Raw genomic sequence first — 18,795 nt, forward strand, 5'->3', positions numbered from 1 at the left:
TTGTACAGTTCAGCCGCGATTCAATCCGCCCTGGTGCAGCGCCGACAGGATCGCCTCGACCGCCGGATGCTTGATCTTGCGCTCGTTCGAGATCGCGTAAAACTGCTCGCGCACCTGCGGTACCGGCCCGACCAGCACCGCGCCGAACTGCTCGAAGATGTCGCTCGTCAGCGCCGCCGTCGCGAAGAACAGCCCCAGCCCGCGCCGGCCGAACGTATTGAGCAGCGCGTTGTCCTCGAACTCGCCGACGATATCGGGCCGCACCGCATGCTGCTCGAACCATTCGTCGATTCGCCCGCGGAGGGCATTATTGCGCGTCGGCAGCAGAAACGGCGCGCCGTTCAAACTGGCCGGAAAGTTCCGGGCGTAGATGTCCGCCAGCGCCGGCGCGCCGGCCACGATGGTCGCGCTCTCGAACAGCTGGTGGCTGAACACCTTCAGCGTGGTCCCCGAGCGCACCGCGCGGTCGGTCAGCACCACATCGAGCTTGTGCAGCGCCAGCTCGCCCAGCAGCGCTTCGAACTGGCCCTCGTGGCACACCAGCCGTACCGGGCGATCCAGGTGCATGGTCGCCTCGAGCAGGCGGAAGGCGGTCAGCTTCGGCAGCGAGTCCGAAATGCCGACCGTCAGCCGGGTCTTGTGGCTGTCCGACTCCCCCAGCGCCTCCTGCATCTGCTCGCCGAGCAGGAAGATCTGGTCGGCGTACGCCAGCGCGGTGCGGCCCGATTCGGTCAGCACCAGGCGCCGGCCCTGCTGCGAAAACAGCTGCTTGCCGACCGCCTGCTCCAGCAGCGACAGCTGGGTGCCGACCGTCTGGACGGCCAGCCCGAGTCGCTGCGCCGCGCGCGTCACGCCGCCTTCCTTGGCCACCACCCAGAAGTAGTACAGGTGGCGGAAATTCATCCCGGTGTTTTTCATGATTCCCGTTTTTCAGAAGTATAGGTTCGATTATCTTCGCTTTTTCAATTTGCTGCACGCACCTACACTGAGCGCCATCAACTCAAACAAGAAGGGGAAACAACATGAAGCACTTTCGGGTTTCATTCATCGTCACCGCGCTCTGCCTCGCGGCAGCTGGCTGGTGGGGATATTCGCACACCGGCTGGCCCGGCGCGCTGACCGCGATCGGCGTCGCCGCCATTCTCGGCGTGATGGAAGTGTCGCTGTCGTTCGATAACGCGGTGGTCAACGCCTCGGTGCTCAAGACCTGGGACGAATTCTGGCAGAAGCTGTTCCTCGGCGTCGGCATCATCATCGCGGTGTTCGGCATGCGCCTCCTGTTCCCGCTGGTGATCGTGGCGATGGCCGCGGACCTGGGCCTGATGGACGTGTGGCACCTGGCGCTGAACGATCCGAAGCAGTACTCGGCGCACCTGACCGCGCACCACGCTGAAGTGGCGGCATTCGGCGGCATGTTCCTGCTGCTGGTGTTCCTGAACTTCCTGCTCGACGAAACGAAAGAGATGCACTGGCTTGGCCACGTCGAAGAGAAGATCGGATCGCTCGGCAAGGTGTCGTCGATCTCGGTGATGATCGCGATCGGCGCGCTGATGGGCAGCCTGTCGCTGGTGGGCGAAGCGCAGAAGATGGTGGTGCTGATCTCGGGCCTGTGGGGCATCCTGATCTACGTCGGCGTCGATGCGATCAGCAGCCTGCTGGAGAAGGAAGAGAGCGACGGCAGCAATGTCGGCGAGATGGTCAAGCGCGGCGGCATCGGCGCCTTCCTGTACCTGGAAGTGCTCGACGCATCGTTCAGCTTCGACGGCGTGATCGGCGCCTTTGCGATCACCACCGACGTCGTGATCATCATGCTGGGCCTGGCCATCGGCGCGATGTTCGTCCGCTCGCTGACGGTGTACTTGGTCAAGCAGGGCACGCTCGACGAATTCGTCTACCTGGAGCACGGCGCGCACTACGCCATCGGCATCCTGGCCCTGATCATGTTGGGCAGCATGAAGTACCACATCCCGGAAGTGTTCACGGGTCTGATCGGAGTCGCGTTCATCGTCGCCTCGCTGTGGTCCTCGCTGCGCCACAAGAAGGAAATGAAGCAGCTCGAAGTAGCGGCGTAAGGATTCGCGGCGAACGGCAGAACACCAGTTCGCTGCGTGTGTGGAAGTACCCAGGTGTTCACTTTGATTTACCTACTAGGAGATTCACATCATGGCTATCAGTCTGCAAAAAGGCGGCAACGTCAACCTGAGCAAGGAAGCTCCCGGCCTGAACAAGATGGTCGTCGGCCTCGGATGGGACATTCGCAGCACCGACGGCGCGGCGTTCGACCTCGATGGCGCCATCTTCATGCTCAATAGCGCCGGCAAGGTGCGCTCGGACGCCGACTTCGTCTTCTACAACAACCTGAAGTCGGTCGACGGGTCGGTGACCCACTCCGGCGACAACCGGACCGGCGCCGGTGAAGGCGACGACGAGACCGTGACGATCGACCTGGCCAAGGTGCCGGCCGACGTCGACAAGATCGCCGTCTGCGTCACGATCCACGATGCCGAGGCGCGGCGCCAGAACTTCGGCCAGGTGTCCAAGGCCTTCGTCCGCTGCGTCAATGCGGCCGGCAACAGCGAGATCGCCCGCTACGACCTGTCGGAAGACGGCTCGACCGAAGCGGCAATGATCTTCGGTGAAGTCTATCGCGCCGGCGCCGACTGGAAGTTCCGCGCCATCGGCCAGGGCTTCAAGGGCGGCCTCGGGCCTCTGGCCAAGAACTTCGGCGTGAACGTTTAACGCCCAACCGGTTTGCGGCCCGCGCCCCGTGCGTCGGGCTGCAACAGAATAAGTGCGGCGTCAAACCCGGGCTCAGGTCCGCCGGACCTGACCCCAATACCGGGGGCGCGAATGTCCGCACTTACCGTGCAACTAGCAGCACTCGAAAGGAAGGCTCCAGATGCCAGTGTTTACAGTGACGGGAGACGTCGATCCGTTCCTCCATGTGTCCCTGAAGCGCGGTGACACGATTTACTGCGAATCGGACGCGATGGTGATGATGGAAGCGACGCTCGACCTGAAGGGCAAGATGAAGGGCGGTTTGGGCAGCGCGCTGATGCGCACCTTCGCCAACGGCGAATCGTTCTTTCAGCAGCACATCGAAGCGGTGCGCGGCGACGGCGATTGCCTGCTGTCGCCGACGCTGCCCGGTGCGATGCAGATCGTCGACGTCGGGCCGAGCAACTACATCATCAGCGACGGTGCCTTTGTCGCCGCCAGCGCCGGAGTCGACCTCAAAGTGAAGACCCAAAGCATCGGCAACGCGCTGTTTGCCCAGAGCGGCGGATTTTTCGTCACCGAGACGGGCGGCAGCGGCCAGGTGGCGGTGTCCGGCTTCGGTTCGATGTCGGTGCTCGACGTCGAACCGGGCAAGGACGCCATCATCGACAACTCGCACGTGGTCTGCTGGGACAGCACGCTGCGCTACGAAATCTCGATCACGACCGGTAACAGCGGCGGCTTTCTCGGCAACCTGGTAAACAGCCAGACCAGCGGAGAAGGCGTGGTGCTGCGGTTTTCCGGCCGTGGAAAAGTATATGTCTGTTCGCGCAACCGGGCCGCATTCCGCGCCTGGACCCAGCAGGGTGCGTCGCGCTAACTCAAGGAGAATCACATGTCAGTCAATTTGCAAAAGGGCCAGAAAATCTCGCTCGACAAGGAAGCCGGCGGCACGCTGTCGCGCATCGTCATGGGCTTGGGCTGGGACGCCATCAAGAAGGGCGGCCTGTTCGGCTTCGGCGCCAGGAGCGAAAGCGTCGACCTGGACGCCTCGTGCCTGATGTTCGACGAAGGCGGCAAGACGGTCGACGCGGTCTGGTTCCGCCAGCTGAAAAGCACGGACGGCAGCATCGTCCACACCGGCGACAACCGAACCGGCGCAGGTGACGGAGACGACGAGCAGATCATGGTCGACCTGTCGCGCGTGCCAGGCCACGTCAAGTCGCTGGTGTTCACGGTGAACAGCTTCACCGGCCAGAACTTCGCGCAGGTGCAGAACGCCTACTGCCGCATCGTCAACGCCGCCGACCAGAAGGAAGTGGCGCGCTACGACCTGTCGGTGCAGGGCGCGCACACGGCGCAGATCATGGCCAAGCTGTATCGCCACAACGGCGAATGGAAGATGCACGCGATCGGCGAAAACGGCAGCGGCCGTACCTTCGATGACCTGATGCCGATGATCACCCCGCACCTGTAAGCAGCACCGGAGACCGGTCCCCCGGATCGGTCTCCATTTTTACCGCGTTCCCGTAGTGCCCCTTTGCAGGTCCCGTCAGACGGACCTGCTTTTTTTTGTTTACGCCCCGGGTTTGTCGAAGCCGCTTGACTTCTCCGATAATCATGTTTACTGTATTAGTTAATTAATACAGCAAATACGATGACCACACACACCGCCCAGATTTTCTCGATCGCGCCCGGTTCGTCCGAGCCGATCTACCGCCAGCTGGTCGAGCAGGCGCGCCGCCTGGTCGCCGGCGGCCAGCTCGCGCCCGGCGACGCTATGCCGTCGGTGCGCGACATTGCGCAGACGCTGGCGCTCAATCCCATGACCGTGTCCAAGGCCTACGGCATCCTCGAAATGGAAGGGGTGCTGAACCGCCGCCGCGGCATCGGCATGGTGGTGGCGGACGTGGCGCCGCGCGCGCACAGCGTCGCCAAGCGCGCCGAGCTGCTGCGCCCCACGCTCGAACGCGCCGCCCTCGAAGCGCGCCAGCTCGAACTCGATCCGGAAACCGTCCTCGCCCTGTTCACCAAAATAATGAAAGAGGCATCATGACCGCTCCCATCATCCACGTTTCGTCGATCAGCAAGCGATTCAGCGACAAGACCATCCTCGACCGCCTCGACTGGACCATCGAGCCCGGCCAAGTGGTGGGCCTGCTCGGCCGCAACGGCGCCGGCAAGTCGACCCTGCTCGAGTGCATGCTCGGGCTGCGCGAAGTCGACGCGGGCTCCGTCACCATCTTCGGCGAGGACGTCGCCAACCTGTCGGCCGATGCGCGCGCAAAAATAGGCTACGTGCCGCAGACCCCCGACCTGTTCGACTGGCAGACGCCGAACCAGATGCTGTCCTACTTCCGGTCGCTGTACCCGCACTGGAACACGACCAAGGTCGAGGCGCTGCTGGCGCGCTGGGGCTTCACCGATGCGATGCGCACCCGTCCGATCCGCCAGCTGTCCGGCGGCGAGAAGCAGCGCCTCTCGATCATCCGCGCGCTGGCCCACGATCCGCAATTGCTGATCCTCGACGAGCCGGTATCGGCGCTCGATCCGGTGGGGCGGCGCGACTTCCTGCGCGAGCTGGTCGAACGCGTGATCGAGCGCGATACGACGGTGGTGTTCTCGACCCATATCCTGACCGACCTCGAACGCGTGGCGCTCGATGCGGCCTTCCTCAAGCACGGCCGGATCGTGCTGCAAGGCCCTCTCGACGACCTGCTGGAACGCGCCAACGGCCAGTCGCTGGAAGACCTGTTCGTCGAGGTGACGCAATGATGGCGACCGAACTCAAAGCCTGGGCCGAGATAGTCAGGCAACCGATCCAGCATCGGCGCAGCATGGGTGGTATTGGCAGCCTTGGCCTGACCTGGAGCCTGCTCTTGCTCGCACTGGCGGCGGTGGTCTGCGGCGCGGCGATGCAGCCCTCCCGCGCCCGTGCGGTCGTCATCGCATTCTGCGCCGGCGTTCCGCTGGCGATGCTGTGCCTGATGTGGTGGGTCTACCTGCTGCGATCCATCGCCGAGCAGTGCCGGCCGGTGGCGGGAAGGCTGGTTCCGCGCCTGCGCGAGCGTGCACGCAACGTCACCGTCGCGGCGTGGGGTGCGATAGTCGTTTTGATGGTGCTGGTTTTGGCGCTGCCACTGGGCCATCCCTGGCACATTGCGGCGATCGCCGGTCTTGCCCTGCTCAATTTGAACGGCGTGGTCGCCGTCTGTTGGTTAATGGGCGTCTTGGGGTCGACACTCGGGCATCCGATTGCAGGATGGATGGAGGCGATCTGGAACAGCGACGCGGCGGCGGCGGCCGGCCTGATCGTGGTCGCATTCGAACTGCGCCGCTTCCTGCGCCGCAAGTTCGGCGTATCGCCTCATCTGGCGCAAGCAACTCCAACGCCGCCCCTTGAAGCGATGATCGCCAGGAGTTTGGCGAAGGTGGGACGAGTCGCGCGTTTCTTGCGCCTGGAGCCGCGCGAACGGGGCGATGACAGGCCCTTGTTCATGCGCGTTCTCGGGGGCCAGGGCGACAGCGTGCCTCGTTTCGAGCTCGCGGTGCTGACCGTGGCCTGCGCCGCGCTGGCAGGATGGAGCGCATACAAGGGCGAGGACGCGCATGCGGAACTGCACTTTGTGCGTGGGTCGATTGTGATCGTCCTCCTGGGCATTCAACTGCTTGTCGCTTCGAGCATGCTGACCAGCTTCTCCTCGCGCATCCAGGAACAGGGCCTGGTGCGGCTTGCGGCCGGAGCGCCGAACGCCTCCGAGATGAACCGTATCCTGGCGCGGCACTTCGTCCTTCGCCTGGCGAAGATGTGGTGCGCGTATTCGGCGCTGAGCGTGGCGGCGCTGCTCGTGCTTGGCGCGACGCTGGACGAGACCTTGCGCGCGCTGGCCGTGTGCGCCTTCGGGTTGCCGCTAATGGGTATTCCGCTGTCCGATCATGCGCGCGCTGTCAAGCCGTTACCGACGATCATGGGCGTGTTGGCGGTGGGAGCCGGCGTTTGTGCGTTTCTGGCTGTCTGGGGGGAGGGCAGCATGCATTTGTGGAGTGTCGTGGCGCTGGTGACGGTGTGCGCGGCGGCGGCGTTCGTGGGAATTCGATGGAGGCGCATGGTGCGCGCAGCGCCCGCCTTCCCGGCGCGGCGCGCCTGATAATGGAGGCAGTGCTGAACCGCCTCCGCGGCACTGGCATGGCGGTGGCCGACGTGGCGCCGCGCGCCCATGGCGTCGCCAAGCGCGCCGACCCGCTGCGCCCAACGCTGGAACGTGCCGCCCTCGAAGCGCGCCAGCTCGAACTCGATCCGGAAACCGTCCTCGCCCTGTTCACTAAAATAATGAAATCACCACGACAGCTCCCATTATCCTTTCGGCGAATACGTTCCTTTCACATTATTTGATCCGTCAGCGCAACCCAATGGTGCGGATGCTGGGTGCGGCCGCATTGGAAGCGTAGATTAATTAGCCTGGCCGAATTTTCCTAGTAGAATTGTTTCGGGTCCAAAATAATCAAAAGGTCAAACACAGGAGCGCAAATGCGCGTCGTTTTCATTGCAGCGCTATTTTGTTTTGCCGTCGTTATCGCAGGAAATTGTACCGCGAGCGATATTGTGATCGATGGGAACGCGATAGGCGGTTTGAGAATTGGACAATTCGTTCCGCAGCTCGCAAAAGAACGGGTTTTGCGGCGAGAATGGCAAACAGATGAAAATGGGGATCGCGTCGAACTATTGCGTGCGACTGTGGGCGCAGGCGAGGTCGAAGCTGAAATCTACGATGGTAAAATCTGGCGACTGACCGTGAATAAACCGGGATTGAAGACCCGCGACGGGGTCGGCGTTGGGGACCCAGTGCGGACGTTGTTGCGCAAGAATCGCTCGATCTCGCCGGAAGTCGGAGGAGGTCCAGCTTTATATCTGATTTCAGAGCGTCCGTGTGGAATTGGTTATCTGACGGATGTGGAATTCTCCGATAAGATTCCGTACGATTTGACGAAAGCGACGCTTTTTAAGTATGTCGGATCATCGCATATTGCTCAAGTTTTAGTCGCGGGATGCAATGCAGCTCCCCCTCGTATCAAATAGCTGATTTACGGAGAATCTGGTTGGTAATTCGATTGGCGTCGACGAACATTCGGGCGCGAAGTTGACGCGCATGGTACCTGGGGCGCCCGCGTATGCGAGGCGGCGCCCCCGTCACTCCGGCGGACATGACCCTTGCTTACGGCGCCATCACCTCCAACACCACCGCGTGATGTTCGATCGGCCGGTCGCGCACGCCGGCGAACGAAATGCCGAAATGGACTCCTGGCAGGATCTTGGAGTCGAAACGGTCGCCCTCGTAGTCGAGCGCGAAATGTTCGCTGCCGGCGCGGCTGGTCAGGGTGAATTCGTAGCTGACCTTGCCGGCCCAGATGCACATCGCGCCCTTCGGGCAGCGGCTGTCGGTAAACCGGTCGTAGCGCACCGAGATGGTCGGCGTCAGGGCTAAGACCTGGTTCGGTTCCATCGGATGGCTGCCGCTGCGCAGCGGCTGATCTGCCGCGATGCCGGCGCAGCCGGCCAGGTTGAGCAGGGTAGCGGTGCACCAGAGGCGCGCCCACGAGGATGTTTTTTTCATCATGGGGACATGGTAGCACGATCAAAAATGGGGTCAGGTCCGCAGGACCAGACCCCGACTCCCATGAAAAAGGCGCCCGCAGGCGCCTTTTTGCTGGACTGCGGCTCGCTTACACGAACGCCGACAGCGATCCCTTCATCTTCTTCAGCGCGGCCGCTTCGATCTGGCGAATGCGCTCGGCCGACACGCCGAATTCTTCGGCCAGCGTGTGAAGCGTGGCGCCCGAACCGTCGTCGTTGGCCAGCCAGCGCGCTTCGACGATGCGGCGCGAACGCGGATCGAGCTTGCCCAGCGCCGTCTCCAGCCCTTCCGACTGCAGGCGCGTGACCTGCTCGGCCTCCAGCACCTTGGTCGGTTCCGACAGGTCGGACGACAGGTAGGCGATCGGCGAGAACTTGTCGTCCTCGTCGTCGGTCGGCGCTTCGAGCGCGATGTCGCGGCCCGACAGGCGCGTTTCCATCTCGATCACTTCCTCGCGCTTGACGTCGAGCAGCTTGGCCAGCGCGTCGATCTGGGTCGGCGACATCGCGTCCAGGCCCACCTTGTTGCTGCGCAGGTTGAAGAACAGCTTGCGCTGCGCCTTGGTCGTGGCGACCTTGACCAGGCGCCAGTTCTTCAGGATGTACTCGTGCATCTCGGCCTTGATCCAGTGCATCGCGTACGACACTAGGCGCACGCCCTGGTTCGGGTCGAAACGCTTGACCGCCTTCATCAGGCCGATATTGCCTTCCTGGATCAGGTCGGCGTGCGGCAGGCCATAGCCGAGGTAGCCGCGCGCGATCGACACCACCAGGCGCAGGTGCGACAGCACCAGCTCCTGCGCGGCGGCCAGGTCGTTCTTTTCCTGCAGGCGCTTGGCCAGCGAAATTTCCTGCTCGTGCGTCAGCATCGGCAGGCGGTTCACTGCCGAGATGTAGGCGTCGATGTTGCCGAGATTGCCGGTGAAGCCCAACTCCAACGCACGGGTGCCGGTCGGGACCAGTGCGGAGTGTGCGGACATTGTCGTCATGTGGTTGCCTCGTCTATGGGTGCAGCATGTTGTACTTCCGGATGCGGGCGGTGGGTCGTCGATTTCCCCGCCTTGCGCGCATAGTTTAGCACTCTCTTGTGGAGAGTGCCAATCGACCGAAGCTATGGCCGCGATAGCCTGAATATTGCCGCATGGAATCTATTCGGCGGGCAGCCACCACTGTAGTGGACTGCGCCGATAAGTTGTTGATTACGCACAGAATAGCGCGCAAGGAGGAGCGGTTCTGTTCGTTCACGCACTTGCGTCGGGGAACGGGGCGGTCGCGCGGATCCGCCCGTTGCGATCAGTTCAGCCGCGCCAGGTGGCGCTGGACCGACAGGATCGCGCCGGCCAGCCCCAGTCCCGCGCTGACCGCGAGCAGGGCGGCGACGCCGGCCGGCCCCAGCGGGATCAGCTGGAACTCGCTGGCGTACAGCCGCGCGAATTCCGCGATCGCCACGTTCAGCGGGCGCAGCGTCAGCGCCACCGCACCCAGCGCCACCGCGCCGGCGCACATGCCCAGCAGGGCGCCGGTGTAATAGAACGGCCGGTGGATGAACACGTCGGTCGCGCCGATCAGCTTGGACACCGCGATCTCGTCGCGCTGGGTCAGCACCTGCAGGCGGATGGTGTTGAACACGACGGCGATGACGACCATGCCGAGCGTGACGGCCAGCAGCAGCAGCGCCAGGCGCAGCACGCCGAGCAGCGCGGCAAGACGCTTGACCCAGGCCGAATCGACCTGCACCGTGTCCACGCCAGGCAGCGCGCGCAGCTGATCGGCCAGCGCATCGACCTGGCCGGCGTCGGCCGCGCTCTTGAAGCCGTCGAGCTTCATCACGTAACCGTCCGGCAGCGGATTTTCGCCCAAGGTGCCCAGCACGTCGGTCAGGCCGCTCTTGGCCTTGAGCGACTCGAGCGCCTGCTCGCGCGGCACGAAGGTGATCTTGGCCTTGTTCGCATGGAGGATCTGGCGCAGCGACGGCGCCAGCGCCAGCGCCTGTTCACGCGTGGCCTGCGGCTTGACGAACAAGCTGATTTCGGGATCGACCGACAACTGCTCCGACATGGGCCGCACGTTGTCGAGCAGGGTCAGGCCGGCGAACGGCAGCGCCAGCGCGATCGCCACCACGACGACGTTGAACAGGAAGCTGCCCGGCGCCTTGCGCACGTTGCCGAGCGCCGCGCGCAGCGCGAAGCGGTGTTGCCGCAGCCAGCCCTTCATGCCGCACCTCCGGATACCAGCGAGCCATGATCGAGATGGATCACGCGGCCGGCCGCGTCGAGCACCTGCTCGTCGTGGGTCGAGATCAGGCAGGTCACGCCGACCGAGTGGAAGGCGCGCAGCGCGTCGAGCACCTTGTCGGCGGCGACGCGATCGAGATTGGCGGTCGGCTCGTCGGCCAGGATGATCTGCGGACGGTTGACGATGGCGCGGGCGATCGCCACGCGTTGCTGCTCGCCGCCGGACAGTTCGAGCGGCAGCGCCTTGGCGCGATCGAGCAGGCCGACCTTGTCGAGCGCGGCGCGGGCGCGCTGCTCGGCCTCGGACTTCGAGGCGCCCATCACCAGCAGGGGCAGCATGGTGTTTGCCAGGATGTGGCGGTCGTTGAGCAGTTTCTGCTGCTGGAAAATCAGGCCGAGGTTACGGCGCAGGAAAGGCACGCCTTCGCGCCGCAGCTTGCCGATGTCCTGGCCGTTGACCAGGATCGCGCCGGCGCTCGGGCGCTCGATCGCGGCGATCATCTTCAGCAGGGTCGACTTGCCGGCGCCGGACGGGCCGGCCAGGTAAACCAGTTCGCCTTTGGCGATATTGAGGGACACGTCGCGCAGGGCGACGGCGTGGGCGGAATACTGTTTCGAGACAGACTGGAATTCGATCATGTGTGGTTATCCGAGCAGCGCTTCGACGAATTCGTCCGCCTTGAACGGCTGCAGGTCTTCGATTTTCTCGCCGATGCCGATGAAGTACACCGGCACCGGGCGGGTGCGCGCGATCGCGGCCAGCACGCCGCCCTTGGCGGTGCCGTCTAGCTTGGTGATCACCAGGCCGGTCAGGTCCAGCGCGTCGTCGAAGGCCTTGACCTGCGCCAGCGCGTTCTGGCCGGTGTTGCCGTCGATGACCAGCAGGACTTCGTGCGGCGCGCCGTCCATGCCCTTGCCGATCACGCGCTTGATCTTCTTCAGTTCTTCCATCAGGTGCAGCTGGGTGGGCAGGCGGCCGGCGGTATCGACCATCACCACGTCCATGCCGCGCGCCTTGCCCGACTGCACCGCGTCGAACGCCACCGCGGCCGGGTCGCCCGAGGCCTGCGAGATGACGGTGACGTTATTGCGCTGGCCCCAGACCATCAGCTGCTCGCGCGCGGCGGCGCGGAAGGTGTCGCCGGCGGCCAGCAGCACCGACTGGTCGTACTTCTGCATATGCTTGGCGAGCTTGCCGATGGTGGTGGTCTTGCCGGCGCCGTTCACGCCCGAGATCATCATCACCAGCGGCACATGGCGGCCCAGTTCGAGCGGCTTTTCCAGGGGGCGCAGCAGGTCGATCATCAGCACCTTCAGTGCGGCCTTGACGGCGGCCGCGTCGAGCAGCTTGTCTTCCTTGACCTTGCGGCGCAGGCCGTCGAGCAGGAACTGGGTCGCGTCCATGCCGGCGTCGGCCATCAGCAGCGCCGATTCCAGTTCCTCGTACAAGTCCTCGTCGATGCGCGCGCCGACGAACAGCAGCGACAGGTTCGACGAGGTCTTCGACAGGCCGGCCTTCAGGCGCTCCATCCACGACGACCTGCGCTCCGCTTCGGACACCGGGCGTTCGGCGGTTTCGGCGATCACTTCCTGCACCGGCGCCGCGGGCGCGACGAAGGTCGAGGTCGAGCCGTAGCGGCGCGAGGACGCGGTAGCCGGGGTCTGGTCCTGCGGACCTGACCCCATCGGGGGTGTGGACGGTGGCGTCACCGCGGGCTGCGGCGCTGGAGGTGCTGTCTCCGGGACAGCCTGCTTCTTCTTGAAAAAACTGAACATTGGTATGAGGGGGCGGGCGCTGCATGCACATGGCCGGCAAGGCCGGCCACGACGAATCGATTGGCCGATATTTTACCAGAGCAGGGCGGCGGCGCCGCGCGAGTCTTGTTTAAGCTGCAATCGCGCCGGCGCGCTGGGCGCGCCAGCGCGCGACCGCGGCGGGAATCGTCGCCAGGTCGAGCACCGCGCCCGGGCCGAGATGACGGCGCGCCAGTTCGACGCCGGCGCCGCCGTTCCACACTTCGACCTGCTCGCCCAGCCGGCTGCGCAGTTCGTTGATGTTCTCGACCGCGGAGCGTGGCGTGCTGACGCCGGAGAACGACAGCGCGACGATGTCGGCGCGCTGGCTGCGCGCCGCCTCGACGATTTCGCCCAGCGGCGTCTGCACGCCGAGCGAGACGCAGTGAGCGCCTTCGAGCGCCAGCAGCGCTTCGGCCATCAGCAGGCCGAGGCCATGGCGCTCCTGCGGCACGGTCGTCAGCAGCACCCGCGGCGACGCGGCCGCGTGGCTCGCCTGCTGGGTCGCGGCGGCGATCGCGGCGCGCATCACCGTTTGCAGGATCTCGGAAAACAGGTGCTCCTCGAATACAGCCACTTCGCCGCGCGCCCATGCGGTGCCGACGGCCGTGGTCAGCGGCGCCACCAGTTCGAGCACGCAGCGCTGAAGTCCCATCAAGAGCATCGATTGCGACAGGCGCTGGCGCAGTTCGGCCAGCTTGTGCGCCTTGAGCAGGTCGATGCAGGCACGGATCTCGGGGTCCTCCAGGCCGCGCACCGGCGCCGCGCTGCCAGGCTTGGCGCCCAGCTCGGCCAGTTCATCGGCGCCGAGCGCCATGATCTTGCCGGGCCGGTAGCCCTGGTCGAGCAGGCGCTTGACCAGCGACAGGCGCTGCACCTGATCGGGCGGATAGACGCGTTCGCCGTTCGCATCGCGCTGCGGCTGGGGAAAGCCGTAGCGTCGTTCCCAGACCCGCAGCGTTTCCTTGGCGACACCGATATCGCGTTCGACATCACTAATGCTGAAAAGAATGGCAGGGGTGGCGGCGTTTGACATGGCGGGTTCTTTTTTTAGCAGATAGCTCTAATTGTGCAGGACATTTGCGCGGAATAACAGTATTTCATATTCTACTTTAACTAACAGTTAGTTAGACAAAACTGTGGTGTATTTCCAAAAAGAATTTAGTCAACGGGTGTGCGCCCAAATTCGAAAAAACATCGCACCGGTGAATCCAGTTTGACAATACCGGCGTATAAACTCCTGTCAGTAAATTTGTCCACGACAAACTGTGGACACCATTGATTATTTCACGTATTTTGCGTGGTAAATATGAATTGTCCAAGACAAATAGTGGAAATAGGACGGAGACTTCATGAAAATCGCAGTCGTAGGGGCGGGGATCGCGGGCTTGTCGTGCGCATACCGGCTAGTGCAGGCCGGGGCCGACGTCACATTGTTTGAAGCAGGCAAGTATTTCGGCGGTCACAGCAACACCGTCGACATCAGCCTGGACGGACACACGTTCGGCGTGGACACGGGATTCCTGGTGTTCAACGACCGCACCTATCCGCAGCTCATCGCGCTGTTCGCCGAACTCGGGGTCGAGACCGCGCCGAGCGACATGTCGTTTTCGGTCAGGCTGCCGCGGGCGAATGGCCGCTCGCTGGAATGGGCCGGCGCCAATCTGGACACGGTTTTCGCCCAGCGCGCCAACCTGCTCGACATGCGCTTCCTGCGGATGGTGCGCGACATCCTGCGCTTCAATCGCGAGGGCGCCGCGCTGGCCAGGAACGAAGCGGCGATGCCGGACATGGCGCTGGGCGCCTGGCTCGACGCGCATGGCTACAGCGCGCAGTTTCGCGACTGGTACCTGCTGCCGATGGCCGCCTGCATCTGGTCCTGCCCATCCGACCAGATGCTGGCGTTTCCGCTGGCGACCTTCGTGCGCTTCTGTCACAACCACGGCCTGCTGCAGGTAAGCGACCGTCCGCAGTGGCGCACCGTGAAGGGCGGATCGCGCAATTACGTCGACAAACTGCTGGCCGCGATTCCGGCGCGCCGCCTGGACGCCCCTGTGCATTCAGTGCAGCGCGGCGCCGCGGGTCCGCGCCCGGTGCGGATCGAGACCGCCGCCGGAGTCGAATATTTCGACCATGTCGTCCTGGCCTGCCACAGCGACCAGGCGCTCGCGCTGTTGTGTGATGCGCGCGCCGACGAACGCGCGCCGCTTGCGGCGATCCGCTACCAGCCGAACCGCGCCGTGCTGCATACCGATGCGAGCTGCCTGCCGGCGCGGCGCAAAGCCTGGTCGGCCTGGAACTACCAGAGCGGCGCCGGCGCCGCGCCGCAAGTGTGCGTGCACTACCTGCTCAATATGCTGCAGCCGCTGCCCTGCGAGACGCCGGTGATCGTCTCGCTCAATCCGGTCGACGCGCCCGATCCGGCCTGCGTGCTGGGCGAATTCGATTACGCCCATCCGGTGTTCGACCGCGCCGCGGTGGCGGCCCAGGGCGCTATCGCAGCCCTGCAGGGCGTTCAGAACACCTGGTTCGCCGGCGCCTGGACCGGTTACGGCTTCCACGAGGACGGGCTCAAGTCCGGCCTCGCTGTCGCCGCATCGCTCGCTACGCTGATGGAGGCACAGCAGGATGCTGCAGCGTGATGCCGCCAATGCCTGCCCGCAGTTGTGCTTCGGGCAGATTCGCCACAAGCGCCTGCGCCCCGCGCTCAACGCGTTCGAGTACCGCGCCTATTATCTGCGCCTGCCGCTGCGCAGCATGGCCGCAGGGCAGCCGCACTGCGCGCTGTTCTCGCGCAACCGCTTCAACCTGCTGTCGTTTCACGACGCGGACCACGGCGACGGCGAAACCGGCCTGGTCGAGTGGATCGACGCACTGCTGGCAAAGGAAGGCGTGCATGACGCCGATGGCGAGGTCTGGCTGCAGGCCATGCCGCGCGTACTGGGCTTCGTGTTCAACCCGGTCTCGTTCTGGTTCTGCCATCGCGCCAGCGGCGAGCTGCGCGCGGTGCTGTGCGACGTGCGCAACACCTTCGGCGAGCGGCATTTTTATTTGCTCGACGACGGCTTCGAGATCCCGAATGGCGGCGAAATGGTGGCGCGCAAGCTGTTTCACGTGTCGCCGTTCCTGCCGGTGGAAGGAGCTTATCGCTTCCGCTTCATGCGCGTGATGCGCCCCCGCGGCGGCGCGCTCGCCGAGCACACCGTGGCCGCGATCGATTATGAAGACGCCGAAGGGCTGGTGCTTCAGACCAGCGTGTCGGGCATTGCCGCGCCGGTCAGCGTCGCCAGCGTCGCCAACGCATTTCTGCTCTATCCGCTGCTCACGTTCGGCGTCGTCGTGCGCATCCATTTGCAGGCGGCGCGCCTCTGGCTCAAGCGCGTGCCTTTCCGTTCGAAACCCCTACCGCCCCAACAAAAGGTGACCCGATGACCTCCATGCAGAAATTCGCACCAGCCGATTCGCCCGCCCGTGCCGTGCCGCCGCCCGCGGCCGCCCGCATCATCCTGAAAATGCTCGAGTCGCTGCGCCACGGCGCGCTGGCCCTGCGCACGCCCGATGGCGCCAGCCGCCACTACGGCGACCAGTCCGCGCCGGCCGCGCTGGAGCTGAAGAACTGGAACCTGTTCACCGCGTCGATGCGCTCCGGCGACATCGGCTTCGCGCAAAGCTACATCGACGGCGACTGGAGCACCAACAACCTGCCCGGCCTGATCGAACTGCTGGCGCGCAATCGCGCGGAGATGGAGTCGCTGGTGTACGGCAGCTGGTGGGGCAGCCTGGCTTACCGCATCCGCCATCTGCTGAACCGCAACAGCAAGGCGGGCAGCCGCAAGAACATCCACGCGCATTACGACATCGGCAACCAGTTCTACAAGCTGTGGCTCGATCCGTCGATGACCTATTCGAGCGCGCTGTTCACGGCGGAGTCCGGGTCTGACCTCGAACTGGCGCAGGTGGCGAAATACCGGCGCATCCTCGACCAGCTCGACCTGGCGCCCGGCGCGCGGGTGCTCGAAATCGGCTGCGGCTGGGGCGGATTTGCGGAAATGGCCGCGCGCGGCGCCGGCGCTCACGTGACCGCGCTGACGCTGTCGGCCGAGCAGCTGGCGTACGCCCGCGAGCGGATGATCAATGGCGGCCTGGCGGAACAGGTCGACCTGCGCCTGTGCGACTACCGCGACAGCAGCGGCCAGTACGACGCGGTCGCCTCGATCGAGATGTTCGAGGCGGTGGGCGAGAGCTACTGGCCGAGCTACTTCGAGTGCGTCGCGCGCAGCCTGAAGCCGGGCGGGCGCGCCTGCATCCAGACCATCGTCATCGCCGACGAACTGTTCGAGCGCTATCGCAAGGGCACCGATTTCATCCAGCAGTTCATTTTTCCCGGCGGGATGCTGCCGTCGCCATCGGTATTCGAGCGCCTGGCAAGCCAGCATGGCCTGCGCGTGGTCGACCGGCTCGGGTTCGGCACCGACTACGCCGACACGCTGGCCGCGTGGCGGCGCGCCTTCCACGCGAAGCTCGACGCGGTGCGCGCCCAAGGCTTCGACGAGACTTTCATCCGCACCTGGGAGTTCTACCTGTGCTACTGCGAGGCGGCGTTCAGGGCGCGCAACACGGACGTCATGCACTTCACGCTGGTGAAGGAGGGCGCGTGATGCGGCGGCTGATTGCGATGGTCGCGCTGGCATGTTCGGCCGCGCTGGCGCAGGCCGCGCCGGCTCATATCGAAGCGGCGCTCCCGCACGCGCGCCTGGCCGGCTCCGGCGCCTACACCTACTTCGCCTTGAAGATCTACACGGCCGACCTGTGGGTGGGCGAGCAGGGCTATCGCCTCGATGCGCCGTTCGCCCTCGACCTGCGTTACGCGCGCAAGCTGTACGGCAAGAAGATCGCCGAGGCGAGCGCGGAGCAGATGGAGAAGATCGGCGCCGGCACGCCCGCCGAGCGCAAGGTATGGCTGCAGAAGATGCTGGCGATGTTCCCCGATGTCGCGGAGGGCAGCCACATCACCGGCGTATTCGCGCCGGGCGCCGGCGCGCAGTTCTACTTCGACGGGAAGCCGCTGGGCCGCATCGATGACCCAGACTTCGCGCGCGCGTTCTCCGGCATCTGGCTGGATCCGGCCACCACCGCGCCGGAACTGCGCGCGGCCCTGCTGAAACAGGCTGCGCCGCGATGAAACCGCTCGGGCTGCCGAACCTGCTGTGCTACGGCGCGTTCGGGCTCCCGCTGGCGATGGTCGCGCTGCCGATCTACGTCTACCTGCCGCAGTTCTATGCGGCGCGCGCCGGGCTGCCGCTGGCGCTGATCGGCGCCTTGCTGCTCGCCGCGCGCATCGGCGCCGCCTTCATCGATCCGCTGTTAGGGTGGTGGATCGCGCGCGGCCGCGGCGCATATCCGCGCTTCGTCATGATCGCGCTGGCGCCGCTGCTGGGGGGCTTCATCGGCCTGTTCAACCCGCCGCCGATGGGCGCCGGCGCCACGCTGGCTTGGTTCGGCGCCACGCTGATGCTGGTCTACTTCGGTTTCGGCCTGGCGAGCATCGCGCACCAGAGCTGGGGGGCGGCGCTGACGGGCGCGCCGGCGCAACGCGCGCGCGTGACAGGCGTGCGCGAAGCGTGCGCCCTGGCCGGTGTGGTGCTGGCCGCCGCGGTCACCGCGACGGCCGGCTATGGCGGCTTGTCGATCGCCTTCGCCGCGGCGCTGGCGGCGGGGGCGTTGCTGCTGCTGGCGAAAGCCTGCAGGCCAGCGCGCGCATCGGCCGCGGTTCCGCACTGGTGCGAGCTGGCGCTGCCGTTCCGGCAGCCGCGCTTCCGCGCGCTGTTCGCGGTGCTGATCGTAAACGGCGTGGCGTCGGCGATTCCCGCCACGCTCTTCCTGTTCTTTGCCGCCGACCGCCTGCGCCTGGGGGCCCTTTCCGGACTGTTCCTGATCCTGTATTTCTGTGCCGCCGCGCTGTCGATGCCCTTGTGGATCGCGCTGGCGCGGCGCTTTGGCGAGGCGCGCGCATGGGCCGGCGCGATGCTGGCCTCCGCGCTGGTGTTCGTCTGGGCGTTCGGGCTGTCGCCAGGCGCCGCTTTCGCGTTCGGCACGATTTGCATCCTGTCGGGTCTGGCGCTGGGCGCCGAACTGGCATTGCCGCCGGCCCTGCTGGCCGGGGTCATTGCGGGGGCCGGCCACGGCGGCGCGCGGGAAGCAGCCTATTTCGGCGTCTGGAACTGGGGCGTGCAGCTCACGCTGGCGCTGGCCGCGGGGATCGCCTTGCCCTTGCTGGGATGGTTCGGCTACCAGCCTGGAATGCCGGGCGCGGAGACCGAGCTGGCGGCGGCGTACGCGCTGCTGCCGTGTGCATTGAAACTGGCGGCGGCTTCGATGCTGTGGCGCGCGCCCCTGAGAGACTGTTAAAAAAGGACC

21 protein-coding genes are annotated in these 18,795 nt (G+C 65.2%); 14 read left to right on the forward strand and 7 right to left on the reverse strand.

From position 1 onward, the window contains the following. Positions 1-9: 9 nt before the first annotated feature. On the reverse strand, positions 10-918 hold the full coding sequence (locus AC1D02_RS00795; protein WP_477312710.1) for a LysR family transcriptional regulator: 909 nt from the start codon (positions 916-918) through the stop codon (positions 10-12). Positions 919-1,022: 104 nt separating this feature from the next. On the opposite strand from AC1D02_RS00795, the gene AC1D02_RS00800 reads away from it, so the two are divergent. From AC1D02_RS00800 to AC1D02_RS00840, 9 genes are all read left to right on the forward strand, one after another. Next, entirely contained in the window at positions 1,023-2,072 is a 1,050-nt protein-coding gene (locus tag AC1D02_RS00800) for a DUF475 domain-containing protein (RefSeq protein WP_477312712.1), read from the forward strand. 91 nt (positions 2,073-2,163) lie between these two features. Further along, the gene (locus AC1D02_RS00805; RefSeq protein ID WP_477312714.1) at positions 2,164-2,739 is read left to right on the forward strand and encodes a TerD family protein; all 576 of its coding nucleotides are present in this window, start codon (positions 2,164-2,166) and stop codon (positions 2,737-2,739) included. 160 nt (positions 2,740-2,899) lie between these two features. Continuing rightward, positions 2,900-3,598, forward strand: a complete 699-nt coding sequence (locus AC1D02_RS00810) for a TIGR00266 family protein (RefSeq protein ID WP_477312716.1) — start codon at positions 2,900-2,902, stop codon at positions 3,596-3,598. 15 nt (positions 3,599-3,613) lie between these two features. Further along, on the forward strand, positions 3,614-4,195 hold the full coding sequence (locus AC1D02_RS00815; protein WP_477312718.1) for a TerD family protein: 582 nt from the start codon (positions 3,614-3,616) through the stop codon (positions 4,193-4,195). A 180-nt stretch (positions 4,196-4,375) separates the two neighbouring features. Next, on the forward strand, positions 4,376-4,774 hold the full coding sequence (locus AC1D02_RS00820) for a GntR family transcriptional regulator (protein ID WP_477312720.1): 399 nt from the start codon (positions 4,376-4,378) through the stop codon (positions 4,772-4,774). After that, positions 4,771-5,493 carry an ABC transporter ATP-binding protein gene (locus tag AC1D02_RS00825; RefSeq protein ID WP_477312722.1) on the forward strand — a complete coding sequence of 241 codons (723 nt, stop codon included), beginning with the start codon at positions 4,771-4,773 and terminating at the stop codon, positions 5,491-5,493. The genes AC1D02_RS00820 and AC1D02_RS00825 overlap by 4 nt, the downstream gene beginning before the upstream one ends. Continuing rightward, on the forward strand, positions 5,490-6,866 hold the full coding sequence (locus AC1D02_RS00830; protein ID WP_477312724.1) for a hypothetical protein: 1,377 nt from the start codon (positions 5,490-5,492) through the stop codon (positions 6,864-6,866). Before AC1D02_RS00825 ends, AC1D02_RS00830 begins: the two co-directional genes overlap by 4 nt. Before the next feature lie 11 nt (positions 6,867-6,877). Beyond that, complete coding sequence (locus tag AC1D02_RS00835) at positions 6,878-7,111, forward strand: hypothetical protein (RefSeq protein WP_477312726.1); 234 nt, start codon at positions 6,878-6,880, stop codon at positions 7,109-7,111. A 135-nt stretch (positions 7,112-7,246) separates the two neighbouring features. Further along, the gene (locus AC1D02_RS00840) at positions 7,247-7,795 is read left to right on the forward strand and encodes a hypothetical protein (protein ID WP_477312728.1); all 549 of its coding nucleotides are present in this window, start codon (positions 7,247-7,249) and stop codon (positions 7,793-7,795) included. A gap of 136 nt (positions 7,796-7,931) precedes the next feature. Here AC1D02_RS00840 and AC1D02_RS00845 read toward each other — a convergent pair whose 3' ends face one another. From AC1D02_RS00845 to AC1D02_RS00870, 6 genes are all read right to left on the reverse strand, one after another. After that, a complete protein-coding gene (locus AC1D02_RS00845) occupies positions 7,932-8,333 on the reverse strand; it encodes a hypothetical protein (protein WP_477312730.1) in 402 nt (133 codons plus the stop codon). Between the two features lie 106 nt (positions 8,334-8,439). Continuing rightward, entirely contained in the window at positions 8,440-9,339 is a 900-nt protein-coding gene (gene rpoH / locus AC1D02_RS00850; protein WP_477312732.1) for an RNA polymerase sigma factor RpoH, read from the reverse strand. Between the two features lie 304 nt (positions 9,340-9,643). Further along, positions 9,644-10,564 (reverse strand): permease-like cell division protein FtsX, encoded by a 921-nt coding sequence (ftsX, locus tag AC1D02_RS00855; protein ID WP_477312734.1) that lies wholly within the window; start codon positions 10,562-10,564, stop codon positions 9,644-9,646. Beyond that, a complete protein-coding gene (locus tag AC1D02_RS00860; RefSeq protein WP_477312736.1) occupies positions 10,561-11,223 on the reverse strand; it encodes a cell division ATP-binding protein FtsE in 663 nt (220 codons plus the stop codon). Before AC1D02_RS00860 ends, ftsX begins: the two co-directional genes overlap by 4 nt. A 6-nt stretch (positions 11,224-11,229) precedes the next feature. Beyond that, positions 11,230-12,360 (reverse strand): signal recognition particle-docking protein FtsY, encoded by a 1,131-nt coding sequence (gene ftsY, locus AC1D02_RS00865; protein ID WP_477312738.1) that lies wholly within the window; start codon positions 12,358-12,360, stop codon positions 11,230-11,232. 109 nt (positions 12,361-12,469) lie between these two features. Further along, entirely contained in the window at positions 12,470-13,414 is a 945-nt protein-coding gene (locus AC1D02_RS00870) for a MerR family transcriptional regulator (RefSeq protein ID WP_477312740.1), read from the reverse strand. A gap of 316 nt (positions 13,415-13,730) precedes the next feature. Here AC1D02_RS00870 and AC1D02_RS00875 point away from each other — a divergent pair, with 316 nt between their 5' ends. Genes AC1D02_RS00875 through AC1D02_RS00895 form a run of 5 tightly spaced genes read left to right on the forward strand, consistent with a single transcriptional unit; the run spans position 13,731 to position 18,786 of the window. Further along, a complete protein-coding gene (locus tag AC1D02_RS00875; protein WP_477312742.1) occupies positions 13,731-15,020 on the forward strand; it encodes an NAD(P)/FAD-dependent oxidoreductase in 1,290 nt (429 codons plus the stop codon). Further along, positions 15,007-15,810, forward strand: a complete 804-nt coding sequence (locus AC1D02_RS00880) for a DUF1365 domain-containing protein (RefSeq protein ID WP_477312744.1) — start codon at positions 15,007-15,009, stop codon at positions 15,808-15,810. The genes AC1D02_RS00875 and AC1D02_RS00880 overlap by 14 nt, the downstream gene beginning before the upstream one ends. Then, entirely contained in the window at positions 15,807-17,036 is a 1,230-nt protein-coding gene (locus AC1D02_RS00885) for a class I SAM-dependent methyltransferase (RefSeq protein ID WP_477312746.1), read from the forward strand. Before AC1D02_RS00880 ends, AC1D02_RS00885 begins: the two co-directional genes overlap by 4 nt. Then, entirely contained in the window at positions 17,036-17,560 is a 525-nt protein-coding gene (locus AC1D02_RS00890) for a chalcone isomerase family protein (protein ID WP_477312748.1), read from the forward strand. The genes AC1D02_RS00885 and AC1D02_RS00890 overlap by 1 nt, the downstream gene beginning before the upstream one ends. Beyond that, a complete protein-coding gene (locus AC1D02_RS00895) occupies positions 17,557-18,786 on the forward strand; it encodes an MFS transporter (protein WP_477312750.1) in 1,230 nt (409 codons plus the stop codon). The genes AC1D02_RS00890 and AC1D02_RS00895 overlap by 4 nt, the downstream gene beginning before the upstream one ends. Positions 18,787-18,795 lie beyond the last annotated feature (9 nt).

Source organism: Massilia sp. P1_C10, from assembly GCF_056406475.1.

Coding starts and splice junctions, on each gene's coding strand:
- AC1D02_RS00795 (WP_477312710.1), bottom strand. CDS start 918: ATGAAAAACACCGGGATGAATTTCCGCCACCTGTACTACTTCTGGGTG.
- AC1D02_RS00800 (WP_477312712.1), top strand. CDS start 1,023: ATGAAGCACTTTCGGGTTTCATTCATCGTCACCGCGCTCTGCCTCGCG.
- AC1D02_RS00805 (WP_477312714.1), top strand. CDS start 2,164: ATGGCTATCAGTCTGCAAAAAGGCGGCAACGTCAACCTGAGCAAGGAA.
- AC1D02_RS00810 (WP_477312716.1), top strand. CDS start 2,900: ATGCCAGTGTTTACAGTGACGGGAGACGTCGATCCGTTCCTCCATGTG.
- AC1D02_RS00815 (WP_477312718.1), top strand. CDS start 3,614: ATGTCAGTCAATTTGCAAAAGGGCCAGAAAATCTCGCTCGACAAGGAA.
- AC1D02_RS00820 (WP_477312720.1), top strand. CDS start 4,376: ATGACCACACACACCGCCCAGATTTTCTCGATCGCGCCCGGTTCGTCC.
- AC1D02_RS00825 (WP_477312722.1), top strand. CDS start 4,771: ATGACCGCTCCCATCATCCACGTTTCGTCGATCAGCAAGCGATTCAGC.
- AC1D02_RS00830 (WP_477312724.1), top strand. CDS start 5,490: ATGATGGCGACCGAACTCAAAGCCTGGGCCGAGATAGTCAGGCAACCG.
- AC1D02_RS00840 (WP_477312728.1), top strand. CDS start 7,247: ATGCGCGTCGTTTTCATTGCAGCGCTATTTTGTTTTGCCGTCGTTATC.
- AC1D02_RS00845 (WP_477312730.1), bottom strand. CDS start 8,333: ATGATGAAAAAAACATCCTCGTGGGCGCGCCTCTGGTGCACCGCTACC.
- rpoH (WP_477312732.1), bottom strand. CDS start 9,339: ATGACGACAATGTCCGCACACTCCGCACTGGTCCCGACCGGCACCCGT.
- ftsX (WP_477312734.1), bottom strand. CDS start 10,564: ATGAAGGGCTGGCTGCGGCAACACCGCTTCGCGCTGCGCGCGGCGCTC.
- AC1D02_RS00860 (WP_477312736.1), bottom strand. CDS start 11,223: ATGATCGAATTCCAGTCTGTCTCGAAACAGTATTCCGCCCACGCCGTC.
- ftsY (WP_477312738.1), bottom strand. CDS start 12,360: ATGTTCAGTTTTTTCAAGAAGAAGCAGGCTGTCCCGGAGACAGCACCT.
- AC1D02_RS00870 (WP_477312740.1), bottom strand. CDS start 13,414: ATGTCAAACGCCGCCACCCCTGCCATTCTTTTCAGCATTAGTGATGTC.
- AC1D02_RS00875 (WP_477312742.1), top strand. CDS start 13,731: ATGAAAATCGCAGTCGTAGGGGCGGGGATCGCGGGCTTGTCGTGCGCA.
- AC1D02_RS00880 (WP_477312744.1), top strand. CDS start 15,007: ATGCTGCAGCGTGATGCCGCCAATGCCTGCCCGCAGTTGTGCTTCGGG.
- AC1D02_RS00885 (WP_477312746.1), top strand. CDS start 15,807: ATGACCTCCATGCAGAAATTCGCACCAGCCGATTCGCCCGCCCGTGCC.
- AC1D02_RS00890 (WP_477312748.1), top strand. CDS start 17,036: ATGCGGCGGCTGATTGCGATGGTCGCGCTGGCATGTTCGGCCGCGCTG.
- AC1D02_RS00895 (WP_477312750.1), top strand. CDS start 17,557: ATGAAACCGCTCGGGCTGCCGAACCTGCTGTGCTACGGCGCGTTCGGG.